Source organism: Burkholderia sp. BCC1999 (assembly GCF_905339975.1).
Classification (GTDB): Bacteria; Pseudomonadota; Gammaproteobacteria; order Burkholderiales; family Burkholderiaceae; genus Burkholderia.
Genome location: NZ_CAJPHP010000029.1, coordinates 45843 through 62944 on the forward strand (window position 1 = coordinate 45843; position 17102 = coordinate 62944).

Annotated in this window: 12 protein-coding genes; 7 read left to right on the forward strand and 5 right to left on the reverse strand. The window is 68.1% G+C overall.

What is annotated here, in order from left to right; translation table 11 throughout:
* Nucleotides 1-2 precede the first annotated feature (2 nt).
* Both U5809_RS30840 and U5809_RS30845 read right to left on the reverse strand, forming a co-directional pair.
* Entirely contained in the window at nucleotides 3-1388 is a 1386-nt protein-coding gene (locus U5809_RS30840; RefSeq protein ID WP_322089288.1) for an FAD-binding oxidoreductase, read from the reverse strand.
* Nucleotides 1385-1570: a hypothetical protein gene (locus U5809_RS30845; RefSeq protein WP_322089289.1), complete on the reverse strand. Its 186-nt coding sequence runs from the start codon at nucleotides 1568-1570 to the stop codon at nucleotides 1385-1387. The genes U5809_RS30840 and U5809_RS30845 overlap by 4 nt, the downstream gene beginning before the upstream one ends.
* Nucleotides 1571-2127: 557 nt before the next feature.
* Here U5809_RS30845 and U5809_RS30850 point away from each other — a divergent pair.
* Genes U5809_RS30850 through U5809_RS30875 form a run of 6 tightly spaced genes read left to right on the forward strand, consistent with a single transcriptional unit; the run spans nucleotide 2128 to nucleotide 13340 of the window.
* Nucleotides 2128-3927, forward strand: a complete 1800-nt coding sequence (locus U5809_RS30850) for a tetratricopeptide repeat protein (protein WP_322089290.1) — start codon at nucleotides 2128-2130, stop codon at nucleotides 3925-3927.
* Entirely contained in the window at nucleotides 3924-4865 is a 942-nt protein-coding gene (locus U5809_RS30855; protein ID WP_322089291.1) for a UDP-glucuronic acid decarboxylase family protein, read from the forward strand. The genes U5809_RS30850 and U5809_RS30855 overlap by 4 nt, the downstream gene beginning before the upstream one ends.
* Nucleotides 4862-6067 (forward strand): class I SAM-dependent methyltransferase, encoded by a 1206-nt coding sequence (locus U5809_RS30860; protein ID WP_322089292.1) that lies wholly within the window; start codon nucleotides 4862-4864, stop codon nucleotides 6065-6067. The genes U5809_RS30855 and U5809_RS30860 overlap by 4 nt, the downstream gene beginning before the upstream one ends.
* A 12-nt stretch (nucleotides 6068-6079) precedes the next feature.
* Nucleotides 6080-8584 (forward strand): tetratricopeptide repeat protein, encoded by a 2505-nt coding sequence (locus U5809_RS30865; protein ID WP_322089293.1) that lies wholly within the window; start codon nucleotides 6080-6082, stop codon nucleotides 8582-8584.
* Nucleotides 8581-11067 (forward strand): tetratricopeptide repeat protein, encoded by a 2487-nt coding sequence (locus U5809_RS30870; protein WP_322089294.1) that lies wholly within the window; start codon nucleotides 8581-8583, stop codon nucleotides 11065-11067. Before U5809_RS30865 ends, U5809_RS30870 begins: the two co-directional genes overlap by 4 nt.
* Nucleotides 11064-13340: a tetratricopeptide repeat protein gene (locus tag U5809_RS30875; RefSeq protein WP_322089295.1), complete on the forward strand. Its 2277-nt coding sequence runs from the start codon at nucleotides 11064-11066 to the stop codon at nucleotides 13338-13340. The genes U5809_RS30870 and U5809_RS30875 overlap by 4 nt, the downstream gene beginning before the upstream one ends.
* Nucleotides 13341-13482: 142 nt before the next feature.
* Here the strand turns inward: U5809_RS30875 and U5809_RS30880 are convergent, their stop codons facing one another.
* The 3 genes from U5809_RS30880 to U5809_RS30890 all read right to left on the reverse strand — a co-directional run bounded on the left by U5809_RS30880 (nucleotide 13483) and on the right by U5809_RS30890 (nucleotide 16244).
* Nucleotides 13483-13779: a flagellar protein FliT gene (locus tag U5809_RS30880; protein WP_322089296.1), complete on the reverse strand. Its 297-nt coding sequence runs from the start codon at nucleotides 13777-13779 to the stop codon at nucleotides 13483-13485.
* A 37-nt stretch (nucleotides 13780-13816) separates the two neighbouring features.
* On the reverse strand, nucleotides 13817-15232 hold the full coding sequence (fliD, locus tag U5809_RS30885; protein WP_322089297.1) for a flagellar filament capping protein FliD: 1416 nt from the start codon (nucleotides 15230-15232) through the stop codon (nucleotides 13817-13819).
* 187 nt (nucleotides 15233-15419) lie between these two features.
* Nucleotides 15420-16244, reverse strand: a complete 825-nt coding sequence (locus U5809_RS30890; RefSeq protein ID WP_176048964.1) for a flagellin domain-containing protein — start codon at nucleotides 16242-16244, stop codon at nucleotides 15420-15422.
* Nucleotides 16245-16765: 521 nt separating this feature from the next.
* On the opposite strand from U5809_RS30890, the gene rpsU reads away from it, so the two are divergent.
* The gene (gene rpsU / locus U5809_RS30895) at nucleotides 16766-16978 is read left to right on the forward strand and encodes a 30S ribosomal protein S21 (protein ID WP_006401410.1); all 213 of its coding nucleotides are present in this window, start codon (nucleotides 16766-16768) and stop codon (nucleotides 16976-16978) included.
* Nucleotides 16979-17102 lie beyond the last annotated feature (124 nt).

The window sequence follows — 17102 nt, forward strand, 5'->3', positions numbered from 1 at the left end:
GCTCAGACCGGGATGTGACCGTACCGGTACATGTCGACGAGTTCGGGCGGAATGCCCCAGTCCGTCGCGCCGAGCCGGTCGTGCAGCGCTTCGAGATCCGCGCGGCTCGCGCGTTCGAGCTGTTCGACCATGCGATTGCGCGCGGGGACGAAGTCGTGCTGGTACGCCGCGTTGATCTGGTGGCGGACCGTCTTGGCGATCGCCGCTTCGCGCGACAGGTTGCGGATCAGCGGCCGCTCTGGCGCGAGGTCCGCATAACGCGGATCGATCGGCTGGCCGCGCATCGCCGCGACGAGGTCGCGGCACAGGACCGGCGACAGGTGAAAGCCGTCGCGCTTGGTACCGCCGAGAATCCATAGGTCGCGTACGCTGGTTGCGCCGATCAGCGGATAGAGATCGGACGTCGTCGGCCGCCAGCCGACGTTGACGTTGACGAGATACGCGCGTGAGAAACGCGTGTTGATCTGGTCCATCGCGGATTTGAGCAACGTGTACGCGCTGCCTGCATGCCCGTGCTCGTGCGGCACCGGGCTGATGTAGTTGCTGGCGCCGACGAGCGTGCGGTCCGGGCCGTACGGTGCCGAATAGACGCCGCATGCGAGGCCGCGGTTGGTCGTGCGCACGCAGTGCGTGTGCACGTTCTCGCTGCTCTGGAGTTCGATCGACATGCCGATGCCGTAGAACAGCCGCTGCACCGGCAGCTCCGGCAGGCTCGCCTGCAGCACTCGCGTCAGGTTCGCGCCGTTGCAGAGCACGAAGCGGTCGGCCTCGACCGTCGAGCCGTCGCTCAGCCGGGCGCCGGTCACGCGCCCGCTCGCGACGTCGACGCGCTCGACTTCGGCGGAAACGAACGTGACGTGGCCGGCCGCGGCCACGCTGGCCTGGAGCGCATCGAGAAACTGTTTAGGGTTCGTCCAGCCTTCGCGCTTCAGATACACCGCGTTCAGTGCGCGGAACTGCGGATGCGGGTGATAGTTCGGAATGCTGGCCGGATCGACGGCCTCGCACGGCTCCTCGAATTCACGGCAGAAGCGTCGCATCGCCGCGAAGTTCTCGTCGTCGAGCGCGTCGGTGGCCGCGTTGTTGAGCACGTAGGTGCCGAAGCCGTGCGCGACCGCGTGCGCCGGCGTGCAGATCTCGGCGAACACGTCGGGCCAGGCGGCGGTCGCCGCGCGGCTCAGTTCGAACTTGAAGCGGTCAAGCGGCGTGCCGAGCGAATCGCCTTCCAGTTCGGTGAACGAGTTGAGCATCGCGGCGGCTGCGCGCGTCGCCGAACCGGGGCGCTGCGCGGGACCGACGACGACGAGCTCGATGCCAGGCTCGGCGCGCTGCCAGGCACGGGCCGTCATCAGCCCGAGGATGCCGTTGCCGAGGATCGCGATCTTCATGGGCGCACTCCGCTGCCTTCCGGGAACGTCAGATAGCACAGCGACGGATCCGACTTCGCCTTGTGGATCCGGTGCGGATGGTTGCCGAGCGGTTCGCGCACGTAGTGGATGCCTTCGAACAGTTCGCGCCGCGCGGCGAGCTGATCGTCGTTCGAGTTGGAGATGATTGAGGACTCGTGCATACACATGGCTCCAGGCGCTGAGGGTGGATTCGAGGGCATCCCCAGCCGCGGGCCGGCAAGCGGCTTGCGCCCTGCGCGATCGTCCGCGCGGTGGACGCCTCCAAGTCTGTGCCCGAGTCTATCGATCCGCGCCCGGATCGAATGGCGGATTAGCGGGCCGTTTCACCCCGCATTTCGACGGATGCCGCCGCGTCAGGCGACCAGGCGGGCGCGATATCCGCATGCTGCCGCAACCACGCAAACCGTTACGCGACGCGGCCCGGCGCGATCCGGCACCGATACGAGGCCGCGCGCCGAGGCCGGAAATCCGTGCTCCCGCTGCCCGAACCGCAACCTTGACCGGCGTCATGCGGCCGCCCTTGCGGTCACATGAAAAGCGACCAAATCCGGCACCTGCTCCGCCGATTGGAACGGCGTAAGCACGCAGAGAATGCTGGCATGTCGAAGGCCGTCCGCCCGCATGCCGCCCGGCATCTGCCGGGGCGTGCCTTCGCGATCACGTGCCGGCCTGCGCGCCGGTGCGCGCGCCCCTATCGAACCCAGGCTGGCTTACCACGATGACTGATCTCACGCTGCCCGACTCCCCCGTCGCCACGATCGAAGCTGCGCTGGCGCTGCACCAGGCCGACCGCCTCGAAGAAGCCGAGACGCTGTACCGGCAACTCCTCGACGCCGACCCGCGGCACGCGGACGCGCTGCACCTGCTCGGCCTGATCGGTCACCAGTACGGGCGTTATCAGGAGGCGTCCGAGCTGATCATGGCGGCGATCGAGATCAAGCCCGACGCGATCTACTACTACAACCTCGGCAACGTGATGCAGGCGCACAACCGCCCGGCCGCGGCGGCCGAGTGCTTCCGTCTCGCGATCGAGCTGCGGCCCGATTACATCGACGCGTACAACAACCTCGGCAACGCGCAGCGGCTCGCCGGCAACGCGCGTGCGGCCATCGACGCGTTCTGCCAGGCGATCGCGCTGCAGCCCGAGCACGGGCAGGCGTACAACAATCTCGGCAACGCGCTGCTCGACCTGAACGAGATTCCGGCCGCGCTCGAGGCGTACCAGCACGCGGTCGCGCTGCGTCCCGAGCTGCCCGAGCCGCGCAGCAACCTGCTGTTCGCGTATCACTACAGCGATGCGTTCGACCAGCGCGCGTATCTCGACGAAGCGGCCCGCTTCGATGCGCTCGTCACCGGCCGTGCGCAGCCGTGGTCGACTTGGCTCGTCGACTTGACCGCGCGCATCGGCCGGCCGCTGCGCGTCGGCATCGTGTCGGGCGATCTGAAGTCGCATCCGGTCGGCTATTTCATCGAAGGGATGCTCGCGCACCTGAACGGCGCGCGCATCGAACTGCATGCGTATCCGACGCGCGACGTCGAGGACGACGTCACCGCGCGCCTGAAGCAGTGCTTCGCGTCGTGGACCAGCCTCGCGGGCATCGGGGACGAAGCCGCGGCCGCGCGGATTCGCGACGACCGCATCGACGTGTTGATCGACGCATCGGGCCACACGATCCACAACCGCCTGCCGTTGTTCGCATGGAAGCCCGCGCCGCTGCAGGTGAGCTGGCCCGGCTATTTCGCGAGCACCGGCATGCGCGCGATCGATTACGTGCTCGGCGATCGCTACGTGATGCCGGCCGACGAGGCCGCGCATTTCGTCGAACGCGCGTGGCATCTGCCCGACAGCTACCTGTGCTTCACGCCGCCGTCCGTCGAGCTCGACGCCGGCCCGCTGCCGCTGCTCGCGAACGGCTATCCGACCTTCGGCTATTTCGGCAAGCTCGCGAAGCTCACCGACCGCGTGATCGCGGTGTGGTCGCGCGTGCTCGCCGACGTACCGAACGCGAAGTTGTTCGTGAAGGCGCCGCATCTCGACGACCCGCGCGAGCAGGACGCGCTGCAGGCCCGCTTCGCGGCGCACGGCATCGGCGCGGCGCGCCTGCTGTTCGAAGGCCGCTCGCCGCGCGACGAATACCTCGCCGCGTACCGGCGCGTCGACCTGATGCTGAGCCCGTTCCCGTACCCGGGCGGCACGACGACGGCCGAAGCGCTGTGGATGGGCGTGCCGGTGCTCGGCCGCCGCGGCGCGCGGTTCCTGTCGCACATCTGCGAAAGCCTGCTGCACGCGGCGCGCCTGCCGGAATGGATCGCCGACGACGATGACGACGCATACGTCGCGAAAGCCGTCGCGTTCGCACGCAACCCGGCCGAGCTGGCCGTGCTGCGCACGACGCTGCGCGCGCAGGTGCTCGCCGCGCCGCTGTGCGACGCGCCCCGCTTCGCACGCCATTTCGAGGACGCGCTGCACGCGATGTGGGCGCGTCACGTCGAAGCCGCGCCGGGAGCTGCATCGTGAACGGCCAGTCGGTCCTCATCACCGGCGGCGCGGGCTTTCTCGGCTCGCACCTGTGCGAGCGCCTTGTCGGTGCCGGCTACGACGTGATGTGCGTCGACAACTTCTACACGGGCAGCAAGCACAACGTCGCGCACCTGATGGGGCACGTCAATTTCGAGCTGATCCGCCACGACGTGTGGCTGCCGCTCTACGTCGAAGCCGACCGCGTGTTCAACATGGCGTGCCCGGCGAGCCCGGTGCACTACCAGAGCGATCCCGTATCGACGGTGAAGACGGCCGTGCTCGGCGCGATCAACATGCTCGGCCTCGCGAAGCGCTGCGGCGCGCGCATTTTGCAGGCGTCGACGAGCGAGGTGTACGGCGACGCGCAGCAACATCCGCAGCAGGAAAGCTACTGGGGCAACGTCAATCCGAACGGGCCGCGCGCGTGCTACGACGAAGGCAAGCGCTGCGCCGAAACGTTGTTTTTCGACTATCACCGGCAGCACGGCGTCGACATCCGCGTGGTGCGGATCTTCAACACCTACGGCCCGCGCATGCGCGCCGACGACGGGCGCGTCGTGTCGAACTTCATCATGCAGGCGCTGCGCGGCGAACCGATCACGCTCTACGGTGACGGTAGCCAGACGCGCTCGTTCTGCTACGTCGACGATCTCGTCGAAGGCCTGCTGCGCATGATGGACCAGGACGACGACACCGGCCCGATGAACCTCGGCAACCCGAGCGAGATCACGATCCGCGAGCTGGCGGAATGCGTGCTGCGGCTCACGGGCTCGAAAAGCCGCATCGAATATCGCCCGTTGCCGGCCGACGATCCGCTGCAGCGCCGCCCCGACATCGGCCGCGCGCGCCAGCGCCTCGACTGGCAGCCCGGCATCGCGCTCGAGGACGGCCTGAAGGAAACGATCGCCTATTTCCGCAAACAGGTGAATACATGAACCCCGAACTGATCGACGCCACCTGTCCCGTCTGCGCGCACACCGTTGCCGCGCCGTTCTTCTCGCCCGGCGAGCGCACGCTCGCGACGCTCGCGTGGCCCGCGTCCGCCGAAGCGGCGCGCCGGCTGCCGCGCCATGCGCTCGACTTCGTCCAGTGCCCGCGCTGCTCGCACGTGTGGAACCACCGCTTCAGCTACGACGCGATTCCGTACCAGAGCAACCCGAACCGGATGTTCAACAGCGGCGGGATCTGGAAAGGCCATCTCGCCGCCACGCGCGATCTGCTGCTGGGCGCGCTGCCGTCCGAACCGGCCGTCGTCGAGATCGGCTGCGGCGAAGGGCATTTCGTGCGCGGGCTCGCCGACGCGAGCCGCGGCGGCCGCTTCGCCGGCTTCGATCCGAATGCGAGCGCGGGCACCGGCCACGGCATCGAGTTCCATGCGCGGCTGTTCGAACCGCTCGCCGACATGCCGGCCTTCCGGCCCGATGCGATCGTCATCCGTCACGTGCTCGAACACCTGACCGAACCCGCGAAGCTCGTCGAGCAGCTCGCATGGGGCGCCGCGAGCCAGCCGAACGCATGCTGGCTGTTCGCGGAAGTGCCGTGCATCGACCGCGTGTTCGAAACCGAGCGCCTCGCCGATTTCTTCTATGAGCACGTGTCGCAATTCACGACGGAGTCGTTCCGCGCGCTGATGGCACGCGCGGGCGAGGTCGTCACGCTCGCGCACGGCTACGACGGCGAAGTCGTCTATGCACTGGTGCGGCTCGGCGTACCCGAGCAGGCGCGCGAACGCGCCGATGCGTCGACGCGGTTCGCGGCCCGCACGGTCGAGCATCGCGCGGCGATCGCCGGGCAGCTTGCCGCGCTGGCCGAATCGGGGCGGCGCGTTGCGATCTGGGGCGGCACCGGCAAGGCCGCCGCGTTCATCCATCACTTCGACGCCGATGCCGCGCGCTTTCCGCTCGTCGTCGATTCCGATCCCGACAAGGTCGGCACCTATGTGCCGGGCACGGGCCAGAAGATCGAATTCCGCGACGCACTGAAAGCGGCGCCGGCCGACGTGATCATCATCCCGACGCAATGGCGCGCACGCGACATCGTCGCCGAGATGTGGCGCGAAGGGATCGCGGCCGCGACCGTGATGATCGAGCACGAAGGCCGGCTGATCGACTTCGGGCGCGAACCGCATCCGTATTAAGCGGCACACGCGATGGAGTCGATCGAACCGCAACTGCAGGCGGCGCTCGCGCATCACCAGGCCGGTCGTCTTGCGGACGCGAAGGCGTTGTACGACGCGATCCTCACCGCGCAGCCGGGCCAGCCGGACGCGATGCATTTCCTCGGCCTGCTCGCGTGCCAGCTGAAGCAGTACGACGCGGGCCTCGCGCTGATGGAGCGCTCGCTCGCGGCGCGGCCGGACGCGTCGTACTTCAACAACCTCGGCAACATGCTGCGCGAATGCGGGCGGCTCGCTGACGCGATCGCGCATTACCGCCGCGCGGTGGCGCTGCGCCCGGAATTTCCGGAAGCGCACAACAACCTCGGCAACGCGCTGCGCGACGCGCGCGACCCGGCCGAGGCGATGGCGAGCTGTTCGCGCGCGATCGAGCTGCGCCCCGGTTACGCAGAGGCGTACAACAACCTCGGCAACGTGCTGCAGGATCTCGGTGAATACGACGCGGCCGTGGCCAGTTACGGCAAGGCTATCGCGTTCCACGCTGCGTATGCGGAAGCGCACAGCAACCTCGGCAACGTGCTGCGCGCGCAGGAAAAGCACGCGGAAGCGATCACGCATTACCGCCGCGCGATTGAACTGAGTCCTGCCCTGTCGGCCGCGCGTCACGGCCTCGGCCTGTCGCTGTGGGCACTCGGCGAGCTCGGCGAAGCCGCGCAGGTGCTGCGTGCCGCCATCGCCGCCGAACCCGGCGACGCGAATGTGCACAACAACCTGGCCGGTGTGTTGCGCGATGCGGGCGACCTCGACGGCGCCGCGTCGCACTATGGGCGCGCACTTGAGCGCGATCCGTCGATGGCTGTCGCGCATGCGAACCTGAGCGGCATGCTGCGCCGCCAGGCACGTTACGTGGACGCGTTGCTGCACGCGCAGCATGCGATCCACCTGGCGCCCGGTCTTGCCGATGCATACAACCACGCCGGCAACGCGTATCACGGCCTGAACGATTTCGACGCGGCGGAGGCGAGCTACCGCGCCGCACTCGCGCTGAACCGGGACGACGCCGGCACCGCCCACAACCTGTCGGTCGTGCTGCTCAAGCGCGAGCGGCACGACGACGCACTCGCGTATTGTCGGCAGGCGCTGGCGGCCGGCCGCCCGAGCGCGGCGATGCACGTGAATCTCGGCGACATCCTGCGCGGCCAGGGCAACGTCGACGCCGCCGTGCCGGCGTATCGCGACGCGCTTGCGCTGGTGCGCGACGATGCCGACGACGGCGCGGCCGACGTGCTGAGCCGCCTGCTGTTCGCGTCGGCCGCCTCGGCGAGCGTGCCGCCCGCCGATTACCTGAACGACGCGCTTCGTTACGGTCGGCATCTGGCGGCCCGGTCGACACGCTATCCGCACGACATGCACGAACGCGCGGCGCGCGCGCGGCACCGCCCGTTGCACGTCGGCTTCGTGTCGGGCGACCTGCGCCTGCATCCGGTCGGGATTTTTCTCGAAAGCGTGTTTGCGCATCTCGACCGCACACGTGTCGCGCCGCACGTCTATTCGACGTCGGACGAAGAGGACGCAGTCACCGCGCGGCTCAAGCCGCATGCGGCCGTCTGGCGCTCGATCGCCGCGCTCGACCCGCAGGCGGCCGCGCGCACGATTCACGACGACGGCATCGACGTGCTCGTCGATCTCGCCGGTCACACGCAGGCGAGCGGGCTGGCCGTATTCGGCTGGAAGCCCGCACCGGTCCAGGCGAGCTGGCTCGGCTTCTTCGCATCGACGGGGTGCGACGCGATCGACTACTTCATCGGCGACGCGCATACGTTGCCGGAAAGCGAAGCCCGTCATTTCGTCGAGGCGCCGTGGCGGCTGCCGGACAGCTACCTGTGCTTCACGCCGCCCGCCGATGACGTGCCGGTCGGCCCGTTGCCGATGGCGGCCAACGGCGGCGTGACGTTCGGCTGCTTCGGCAAGCTGGTGAAGCTCGGCGACGACGTCGTGCGCGTGTGGTCGCGCGTGCTGCACGCGCTGCCGTCGGCCCGGCTGCTGCTGAAGGCGCGCGAGCTCGAACACGCGGCCGTGCGTGACGCAACCGCCGCGCGCTTCGCGCGGCACGGCATCGACGCGAGCCGGCTTGCATTCGAACCAGCGTCGCCGCGTGCGGACTATTTCGCCGCGTACAACCGGATCGACATCGCGCTGAGCCCGTTCCCGTACCCGGGCGGCACGACGACGGCCGAGGCACTGTGGATGGGCGTGCCAGTACTCGGCATGCAGGGCACGCGCTTCGTCACGCACATCTGCGAGAGCCTGCTGCATGCGGCGGGCATGAACGACTGGATCGCCCGCGACGAAGACGACTACGTCGCGAAGGCGGTCGCGGCGGCGGCCGACGGTGCGCGGCTGGCGGCGCTGCGCACCGATTTGCGGGCCCGGCTGCTCGCGTCGCCGCTCTGCGACGCGGCGCGTTTCGCGCACCATCTCGAAGACGCATTCCACGGCATGTGGGCACGCTATACGGAAACGGCACACGCAGCATGAACGACATCAACGACACCCTGCAACGCGCGCTGGCGCATCATCAGGCCGGCCGTCTCGCGGACGCGAAAGCGCTGTACGACGCGATCCTCACCGCGCAGCCGGGCCAGCCCGACGCGATGCATTTCCTCGGCCTGCTCGCCTGCCAGCTGAAGCAGTACGACGCGGGCCTCGCGCTGATGGAGCGCTCGCTCGCGGCGCGGCCGGACGCGTCGTACTTCAACAACCTCGGCAACATGCTGCGCGAGTGCGGGCGGCTCGCCGACGCGATCGCGCATTACCGCCGCGCGGTGGCGCTGCGTCCCGAGTTTCCGGAGGCGCACAACAACCTCGGCAACGCGCTGCGCGACGCGCGCGACCCGGCCGAGGCGATGGCGAGCTGTTCGCGTGCGATCGAGCTTCGCCCCGGTTATGCAGAGGCGTACAACAACCTCGGCAACGTGCTGCAGGATCTCGGTGAACACGACGCGGCCGCGGCCAGTTACGGCAAGGCGATCGCGTTCCACGCGGCGTATGCGGAAGCGCACAGCAACCTCGGCAACGTGCTGCGCGCGCAGGAAAAGCACGCGGAAGCGATCACGCATTACCGTCGCGCGATCGAGCTGAATCCCGCGCTGCGCGTCGCGCAACGCGGGCTGGGCGCCGCGCTGCGGGCGACCGGCGATTTCGACGGCGCGCTCGCGCATGCGCGCTTCGGCCTCGAGCCGGACGACGCCGAAGCGCATTGCGCGCTCGGCATCTCGTTGCGCAGCATCAACGATTTCGACGGCGCCGCGCAGTTGTTCGAGCGCGCGTGCGAGATCGATCCGCGCTATGCGCCGGCCTGGGCCCGGCTCGGCGAGCTGCGTTGCCAGCAGGGTGAATACGAGGCGTCCGTGCATCTGTGCCGGCGTGCGATCGAACTCGATCCCGAACTGGCGGACGCGTACAACTTTCTCGGTCTCGCGTATCACAACCTCGACCGGATGGCGGCCGCGGAGCTCAGCCATCGCCACGCGATCGACCTGAACCCCGACGATGCCGACGCGCACCACAACCTCGCCGCCGCGCTGTTCCGCCTCGACAAGCTCGACGAGGCGATGGACGAATACCGGATCGCACAGGAACTCGGCATCGATCCGGTGAAGATCCAGCTGACGCTCGGCGACATCCTCTGGGCGAAACGCGACTTCGCGGGCGCCGTCGCGGCTTTCCGCGAAGCCATCGAGCACGACCCGCATCGCGCGTATGCGCGCCTGCTGTTCAACATGTCGAGCTCGGCGGCGTTCGAGCCGCGGGACTGGGTGGTCGAAGCGCACCGCTACGGCGATTGCCTGGCGCGTGACGTGCAGCCGTTCGATCACGATCGCGCGCAGCGTGTGCAGCACGCGCGCGGCCGCCCGCTTCGTGTCGGCTTCGTGTCGGGCGACCTGCGCCAGCATCCGGTCGGCATCTTCCTCGAAAGCGTGCTCGCGCATCTCGATCGCACGCGCATCGAGCCGCATGCGTACGTGACCTTCGTGGTCGAGGACGACGTGACGGCGCGGCTGAAGTCGGGCTTCGCGAGCTGGAAGAAACTGACCTGCATGAACCGCGACCAGGCGGCGCAGATGATTCGCGACGACGGCATCGACGTGCTCGTCGACCTGGCCGGGCACACCAACTGGAGCGGGTTGCCGATCTTCGCGCACCGGCCCGCGCCGGTGCAGGCGAGCTGGCTCGGCTTTTTCGCGACGACGGGTTGCCGCGCAATCGACTATTTCGTCGGCGACGCGTACACGCTGCCGTCCGACGAGGCCGATCACTTCGTCGAGGCGCCGTGGCGGCTGCCGGACAGCTACCTGTGCTTCACGCCGCCGGCCTACGACGTGCCGGTCGGCCCGCCGCCGATGGCGACGAACGGTGGCGTGACGTTCGGCTGTTTCGGCAAGCTCACGAAGATCAGCGACGACGTCGTCGCATTGTGGTCGCGGCTGCTGCAGGCGCTGCCCGATGCGCGCCTGCTGCTGAAGGCGCACGAGCTTGGCGCGGGCGACCTGAACCAGGCGACGCGCGCGCGCTTCGCGCGGCACGGCATCGACGCGAGCCGGCTGATCCTCGAAGCCGGTTCGCCGCGCGCGGAATACTTCGCCGCGTACAACCGGATCGACATCGCGCTGAGCCCGTTCCCGTACCCAGGCGGCACGACGACGGCCGAAGCGCTGTGGATGGGCGTGCCGGTGATCGGGATGAGGGGCGGGCGCTTCGTCACGCACATCTGCGAGAGCCTGCTGCATGCGGCGGGCATGGGCGACTGGATCGCCGACGACGAAGCCACGTATCTTGCCAAGGCCATTGCGTTCGCGCAGGATCGCGACGCGCTGGCCACGTTGCGCGCGACGCTGCGCGAACGCACGCTGGCGTCGCCGCTGTGCGATGCCGCGCGGTTCGCGCGCAATCTCGAGGATGCGTTCCACGGGATGTGGGATCGCTACGCGGCCGGCGAAACGACGGAGCCGTGCGCATGACAGGCCTCGTCGCGGAACGGTTGAACGCGGCGCTCGCGCACCACCAGGCAGGGCGTCTCGACGATGCGCGCGTGCTGTACGAGGCGATCCGCCGCGACGCGCCCGACCAGCCGGACGCGACGCATTTCCTCGGGCTGCTCGCGTGCCAGCTCGGCCAGTTTCCGGCGGGCCTCGCGCTGATGGAGCGCGCGGTCGCGCTGCGCGCTGATCCCGTCTACCTGAACAACCTCGGCAACATGCTGCGTGCGCACGGCCGGCTCGACGATGCGATCGATGCCTACCGCCGCGCGATCGCGCTCGCGCCCGGCTATGCGGAAGCGCACAGCAACCTCGGCAACGCGCTGCGCGACGCGTATGACCCCGATGCCGCGATGCTGAGCTGCGCACAGGCGCTCGCGCTGCGGCCCGACTACGCGCCGGCTTACAACAATCTCGGCAACGCGCTACGGGACAAGGGCGAGGCGGATGCCGCGGCGCGCGCGTACGAGAAGGCAATCGCGCTCGATCCCGCCTATGCGGAAGCCTGCTTCAACCTGGGCAACGTGTGCGGCGCGCAACGCCGGCACGTCGACGCGATTGCGCACTACCACCGTGCGATCGCGCTGCAGCCCGGCCTGCATGCCGCGCATTATGCGCTGGGCATGCTGCTGCTGGAGCGCGGCGAACTCGATGCCGCGATCGCCAGCCTCGCGTGCGCGGCGGAGTCGGGCGACGTCGACCGGCTGTTCGGTCTTGCGGCCGCGCTCGATCGCGCGGGCGATCTCGACGGTGTGGTGGCGAGCCTGCGACGCGCGCTGGCGGTCGCGCCCGATCGCGCCGAACTGCATCACCATCTGGCGCAGACGCTCGCGCGGCAGGGCAAACGGCGCGAGGCGCTCGACAGTTGCCGCATCGCGCTGTCGCTGCCGAATCCGACTGCGCAGATGCACGCGGTGATGGGCGACATCCTCTGTGCGCTTTGGCACCTCGATGCCGGGCTCGCGAGCTACGACCGCGCGCTCGACCTCGATCCGGCGTTCCGCAACGCACACTCGGGCCGCATGTTCCACGCCGCCGGCACCGACCGGCTGTCGCCGGCGCAACTGCGCGAGCGAGCGTGCGCGTTCGGCGCGCGGATGGCGGCGCAGGCGTGGCCGCACCGCCACGCACCTCGGGCGGCGAACGGGCGCGCGTTGCGCGTCGGCTTCGTATCCGGCGACCTGAAATCGCATCCGGTCGCGGTGTTCCTGCTGAGTGTCGTCGCGGCGCTCGATCCGTCGCGCGTCGAACTGGCGGCCTACGCGACGCAGCCGGTCGAGGACGACACGACCGCGGCGCTCAAGCGCCACTTCGCGCTGTGGCGCGACCTCACGCCGCTCGACGACCGCGCGGCCGCCGACCTGATCGCGGCCGACCGCATCGACGTGCTGGTCGACCTGAGCGGTCACACCGCGTCGAACCGGCTGCCGTTGTTCGCGTGGAAGCCGGCGCCGGTGCAGGCGACCTGGCTCGGTTATTTCGCGACGACGGGCGTCGCGGCGATCGATTACGTGATCGGCGATCGCTACGTGCTGCCGGCCCACGAGGCGCCGCATTTCGTCGAACGGCCGTGGCGGCTGCCGGACAGCTATCTGTGCTTCACGCCGCCCGCGCTGCCGCTCGATGTCGGGCCGCTGCCGGCCGAAGGAAACGGGTATGTGACGTTCGGGTGCCTGAACAACGCGAACAAGATCGGCGAGCCGGTCGTCGCGCTGTGGGCGCGCGTGTTGCACGCGGTGCCGGGCTCGCGCCTGCTGCTGAAATCGGCGCAGCTCGACGAGGCGGCGCTGCGCACGAGTCTCGCCGCGCGTTTTGCCGCGCACGGCATTCCCGCCGAGCGCCTGCTGCTGCGCGGCGGGTCGAAGCGGCTCGCGCACATCGGCACGTTCAACGACATCGACATCGTGCTCGATCCGTTCCCGTATCCGGGCGGCACGACGAGCATGGAGGGGCTGTGGATGGGCGCGCCGTTCGTCACGCGGCGCGGCGACCGCTTCCTGTCGCATATCGGCGAAAGTATCCTGCATACGCTCGACATGCCCGAATGGATCGCGGACGGCGACGACGATTACGTCGCGAAGGCGGCCGCGTTTGCGCAAGACCTGCCGCGCCTGGCAGCCGTACGGGCCGGGCTGCGCGAGCGGCTGCTGCGCTCGCCGCTGTGCGATGCGCCGCGCTTCGCCCGTCACCTCGAAACGGCGTTCGCGCAGATGCATGCGGCAGCGGTCGAACAGTCGGCGCTCGCCGCGCAATAGCGCAAGCGCGCCACCCGGGGCGCATGCGACGGCGCCCCCTTTTTCCGCCCGCCGGACCGGCGAAAAAAAAGCCGCACGAATGCGGCTCGACGATACGACGTCGGCGCCCGCTCGATGGCGGCGCGCGTTGTTGTTCGTACGCTTACAGCATGCCGGTCGCCTGGTACGCGCTCGCGGCGCGGATCCGTTCGCGCGATGCGGTGAACTGCTGCGCGAGCCGGTCGCGATCGGACTGCGCGTCCTGCGCGATCGATGCGTCGATGTCCATGATCCGGCGGATCGTGTCGAGCGCGGCGGGCGTCTGCTCCGGCGACAGGCTCATCAGCAGCGGCGAGCGCTCGTCGGCCAGCGCGGCGACGCGCTCCCAGTCGCGCAACGCGGTCGCCGACTGCATCGCCTGGGTCAGGTGCAGCGCATGGTTCAGGGCATCGGTCGTCATGGTCATGGTCGTCGTTCGGCGTCGTGCGAAGGGCGGGTTACTTGTTGGTGGCGAGCGAACCGGCGCTGTTGGTGCCGCCGAACAGCTGGGTCAGGTACTTCGTATTGTTCGCCATCGTCGCCATCAGGTTGTTCAGCGCGGTGAATTGCGCGTTGTACTGCGTCGTCAGCTGGGCCGAGTAGTTCTGCAGCTGCGTCGCCTGGTCGGACAGGTTCTTCAGGTCCGCGTTGATCGCCGTGGTGCGCTGGTCGATCAGGCCGTTGGTCTGCGTGTAGTTGTTGACCAGGTTGTTGAGCGTCTGGCCGATGCCGTTCGTCGTGTTGAACAGGCCGGCGACGGCCGGGCTGTTCGACGTGAGCGCGGTGTTCAGTGCGGTCGAATCGACCTGCAGCGTGCCGTCGACCTGCAGGTTGATGCCGATGGCCGCCAGCGAATAGGTCGAGCCGCCCGTCGTGACGCCGCCGCTGATCGCGCTCGCAAGGCCGTTCGAGATCGTGTTCAGCATCGAATCGCCGAGCAGCGGCCCGGCTGTCGACGTGTTCGGATCGTACGACGACAGCGACTGTGCGGTCGTCACGTAGGTGTTGTATGCGCTGACGAACGCGTTGATCGCGGTCGTCGTGGCCGTCGTGTCGGGGGACAGCGTGACCGTCTGGGTCGTGTTCAGCGCCTGCGTCGTCAGGTTCAGCGTGACACCCGTCAGCACGCCCGACACGCTGTTGGACGCGCTCGTCACCGGCGTGCCGTCGACCGTCAGCTTCGCGTCGGCGGCGGGTGTCACGGTCGAGTAGCCCGAGGTCAGCTTCGAATTGACGCCAGTGCCCGTCACCGACACCGCGTTGGCCGCACCGGTGTTGTTCGACTGGATCACGAGGTGCTGGCCGTCCGAGCCGGTGATCACAGAGGCGGTGACGCCCGGGTTGCCGGCGGTCGTGTTGATCGATTTCGCGATGTCGGACAGCGATGCGCCGGCGGCGACGTTGACGTTGAAGGGCGTGCCCGTGCCGAGCGTGATGCTCAGCGAACCGGCGGAGATCGTGTCCGTGGACGTGACGCCGGCCGACGACAGCTTGTTCGCGGTGGCGAGCTGCGTGACGTTGACCGCATACGAGCCGGCCACTGCGCCGCCGCCGCTCTTGACCGACGCGGTGATGCCGTTGCCGCTCGCGGTTGCCGCGAGACCGCTCAGCGTCGTGCCGTTCGACAGGCCAGTGATCGCGGTCTGCAGCGCCGACAGCGCCGATTTCAGTTTGCCGACCGCCGACAGTTCGGTGTTGTCGGCCGTCTGCTTGTTCGTGATGGTGGTCTGCTGGCCGATGGTCTTGGCCTGCACCAGCGACGTGACGAGCGAATTGACGTCGAGCGTCGAATTGGTCGCGCCGCTGATGATCGATTGTCCGGCTTGCGCCAGGATGCTGCCGATATCCGTCGTGCTTGTGCTCGTCGTGGTCATGCGGGTGCTCCAGTCGTTTGCGCGATTGCGCGCGATCCGGCGGGTCGCCGTACTTCGGTTTCAATGCAAGCAGGGAGGCATGCCTCCCTGGAGTGTCGGGTTCGACGAATCGAATCGGCGCCGTCGCGCGTCGCAACGCGGACGACGCCGTGCGCGCGGGCGGACCGCCCGGCGCGGGTGTTCCCGATTACTGCAGGAGCTTCAGGACTTGCTGCGGCAGCGAGTTCGCTTGCGCGAGCACCGAGATGCCGGCTTGCTGCAGCACTTGCGCCTTGCTCAGGTTCGCCGTTTCCGTCGCGAAGTCCGCGTCGGTGATCTGCGAACGCGCTGCGCTCATGTTCGTTGCCTGGGTTTGCGTCGTGGTGATCGCAGCCTGGAACGTGTTTTGTGCTGCACCCAGCGTTGCCTGGAACGTGTTCACGTTCTTCAGTGCCGCGTCGATTGCCGTCATGGCCGACTGTGCGCTCGTCTGGTCGCTGACCGACAGACCGCTCAGGCTCAGGCCTGCGCCCGTGCTCGTCCACACCGTCGCGCCGAAGTTGACGGCAACGGTCTGGTTGGCGGATGCGCCGACCTGGAACGTGACGTTGCCGGCGTTGCTCAGGATGGTCTGGCCGTTGAACGACGTTTGCGTTGCCACGCGGTCGATTTCGCCGAGACGCGTCGTGACTTCAGCTTGCAGGTTCGCACGTGCGTTCGAATCCAGCGAGCCGTCGCCTGCTTCGACTGCCAGCGTACGGATACGCTGCAGGTTGTCGACGGTCGACTGCAGCGCGCCGGCTGCGGTCTGGATCATCGAGATGCCGTTGTTCGCGTTCGACACGCCTTGGGTCAGCGCGTTGATCGCTGCCGTTTGCGACGTCGAGATCGCGAGACCTGCCGCGTCGTCGGCTGCCGTGTTGACGCGCTTGCCGGACGACAGGCGGTTGATCGCTTGCGACAGCGCGTTTTGCGAGCCCGACAGATTCGTCTGCGTCGTCAGCGAAAGGATGTTGGTGTTGATGTTCAGCATTTGCTTCCTCGTTTTGGAAAATGCCTGAGATACAGACAGGTTCTGATTTCGGCGTTGCGCTTTTTCGCGTCTGGCGCTGCCCGCCTTTCCTGGTTGACGGCGGCACCCGGCGAAAACTTTAGAGGGATGTTTGAGGAAATTCGGGACGGAATGGCCGGTTTCGCCGGGAAGGCGCGCCTGGCATGGCGGGCAGCGCGGCGGTCGGGGTGCGGGAATCGCCCGATTGGCTGGAACGTTTGCCCACGGTCGACAAAAGGATGGTTTTGTCTGTGATTCCCTGCTATGATGGCGGGCTGAATTGAGATTTCTGTCGAGGCCCTGCCGTTTTCGGCATGTCTGCTGGCAGTCAAACGCGGCGCTGCACGCAGCTTGTGAAGCGTACTCGCGGTGCTTTCCGCCTCTCTTTTCCGGCCTCCGAGGCCGTATTTCCGCTCGTTTCGCCTGTTGTGGGGACGCCCGGATGGCCGGTGCGTGGCGCTTGGCCGCTACGTTTTTGACCGTTTAAGCAATTTAGGAACGACATGACGACGATTCTTCTGAAAGAAAACGAGCCGTTCGAAGTGGCGATTCGCCGCTTTCGTCGCGCTATCGAAAAAAATGGCCTGATCGCTGAACTGCGTGAGCGCCAGTCTTACGAAAAGCCGACCGCAGTCCGCAAGCGCAAGAAGGCAGCAGCCGTCAAGCGCCTGCACAAGCGTCTGCGCAGCCAGATGCTGCCGAAGAAGCTCCACTAAGAGCGTCTGACGGTTTGCCGCGAAACGGCGGAGTGTGCCTCGAAAGAGGCCGCTCCGCCGTTTTGCTTTTGGGGTCCGGGAAAATCCCGAGGCCACCGTGGGCGGCCGCTCCGGCCAAGGGCTG

Bases quoted from the DNA above. Each gene is read 5' to 3' on its own strand.
- U5809_RS30840 (WP_322089288.1), bottom strand. From the start codon at position 1,388: ATGAAGATCGCGATCCTCGGCAACGGCATCCTCGGGCTGATGACGGCC.
- U5809_RS30845 (WP_322089289.1), bottom strand. From the start codon at position 1,570: ATGCACGAGTCCTCAATCATCTCCAACTCGAACGACGATCAGCTCGCC.
- U5809_RS30850 (WP_322089290.1), top strand. From the start codon at position 2,128: ATGACTGATCTCACGCTGCCCGACTCCCCCGTCGCCACGATCGAAGCT.
- U5809_RS30860 (WP_322089292.1), top strand. From the start codon at position 4,862: ATGAACCCCGAACTGATCGACGCCACCTGTCCCGTCTGCGCGCACACC.
- U5809_RS30865 (WP_322089293.1), top strand. From the start codon at position 6,080: ATGGAGTCGATCGAACCGCAACTGCAGGCGGCGCTCGCGCATCACCAG.
- U5809_RS30870 (WP_322089294.1), top strand. From the start codon at position 8,581: ATGAACGACATCAACGACACCCTGCAACGCGCGCTGGCGCATCATCAG.
- U5809_RS30875 (WP_322089295.1), top strand. From the start codon at position 11,064: ATGACAGGCCTCGTCGCGGAACGGTTGAACGCGGCGCTCGCGCACCAC.
- U5809_RS30880 (WP_322089296.1), bottom strand. From the start codon at position 13,779: ATGACGACCGATGCCCTGAACCATGCGCTGCACCTGACCCAGGCGATG.
- fliD (WP_322089297.1), bottom strand. From the start codon at position 15,232: ATGACCACGACGAGCACAAGCACGACGGATATCGGCAGCATCCTGGCG.
- U5809_RS30890 (WP_176048964.1), bottom strand. From the start codon at position 16,244: ATGCTGAACATCAACACCAACATCCTTTCGCTGACGACGCAGACGAAT.
- rpsU (WP_006401410.1), top strand. From the start codon at position 16,766: ATGACGACGATTCTTCTGAAAGAAAACGAGCCGTTCGAAGTGGCGATT.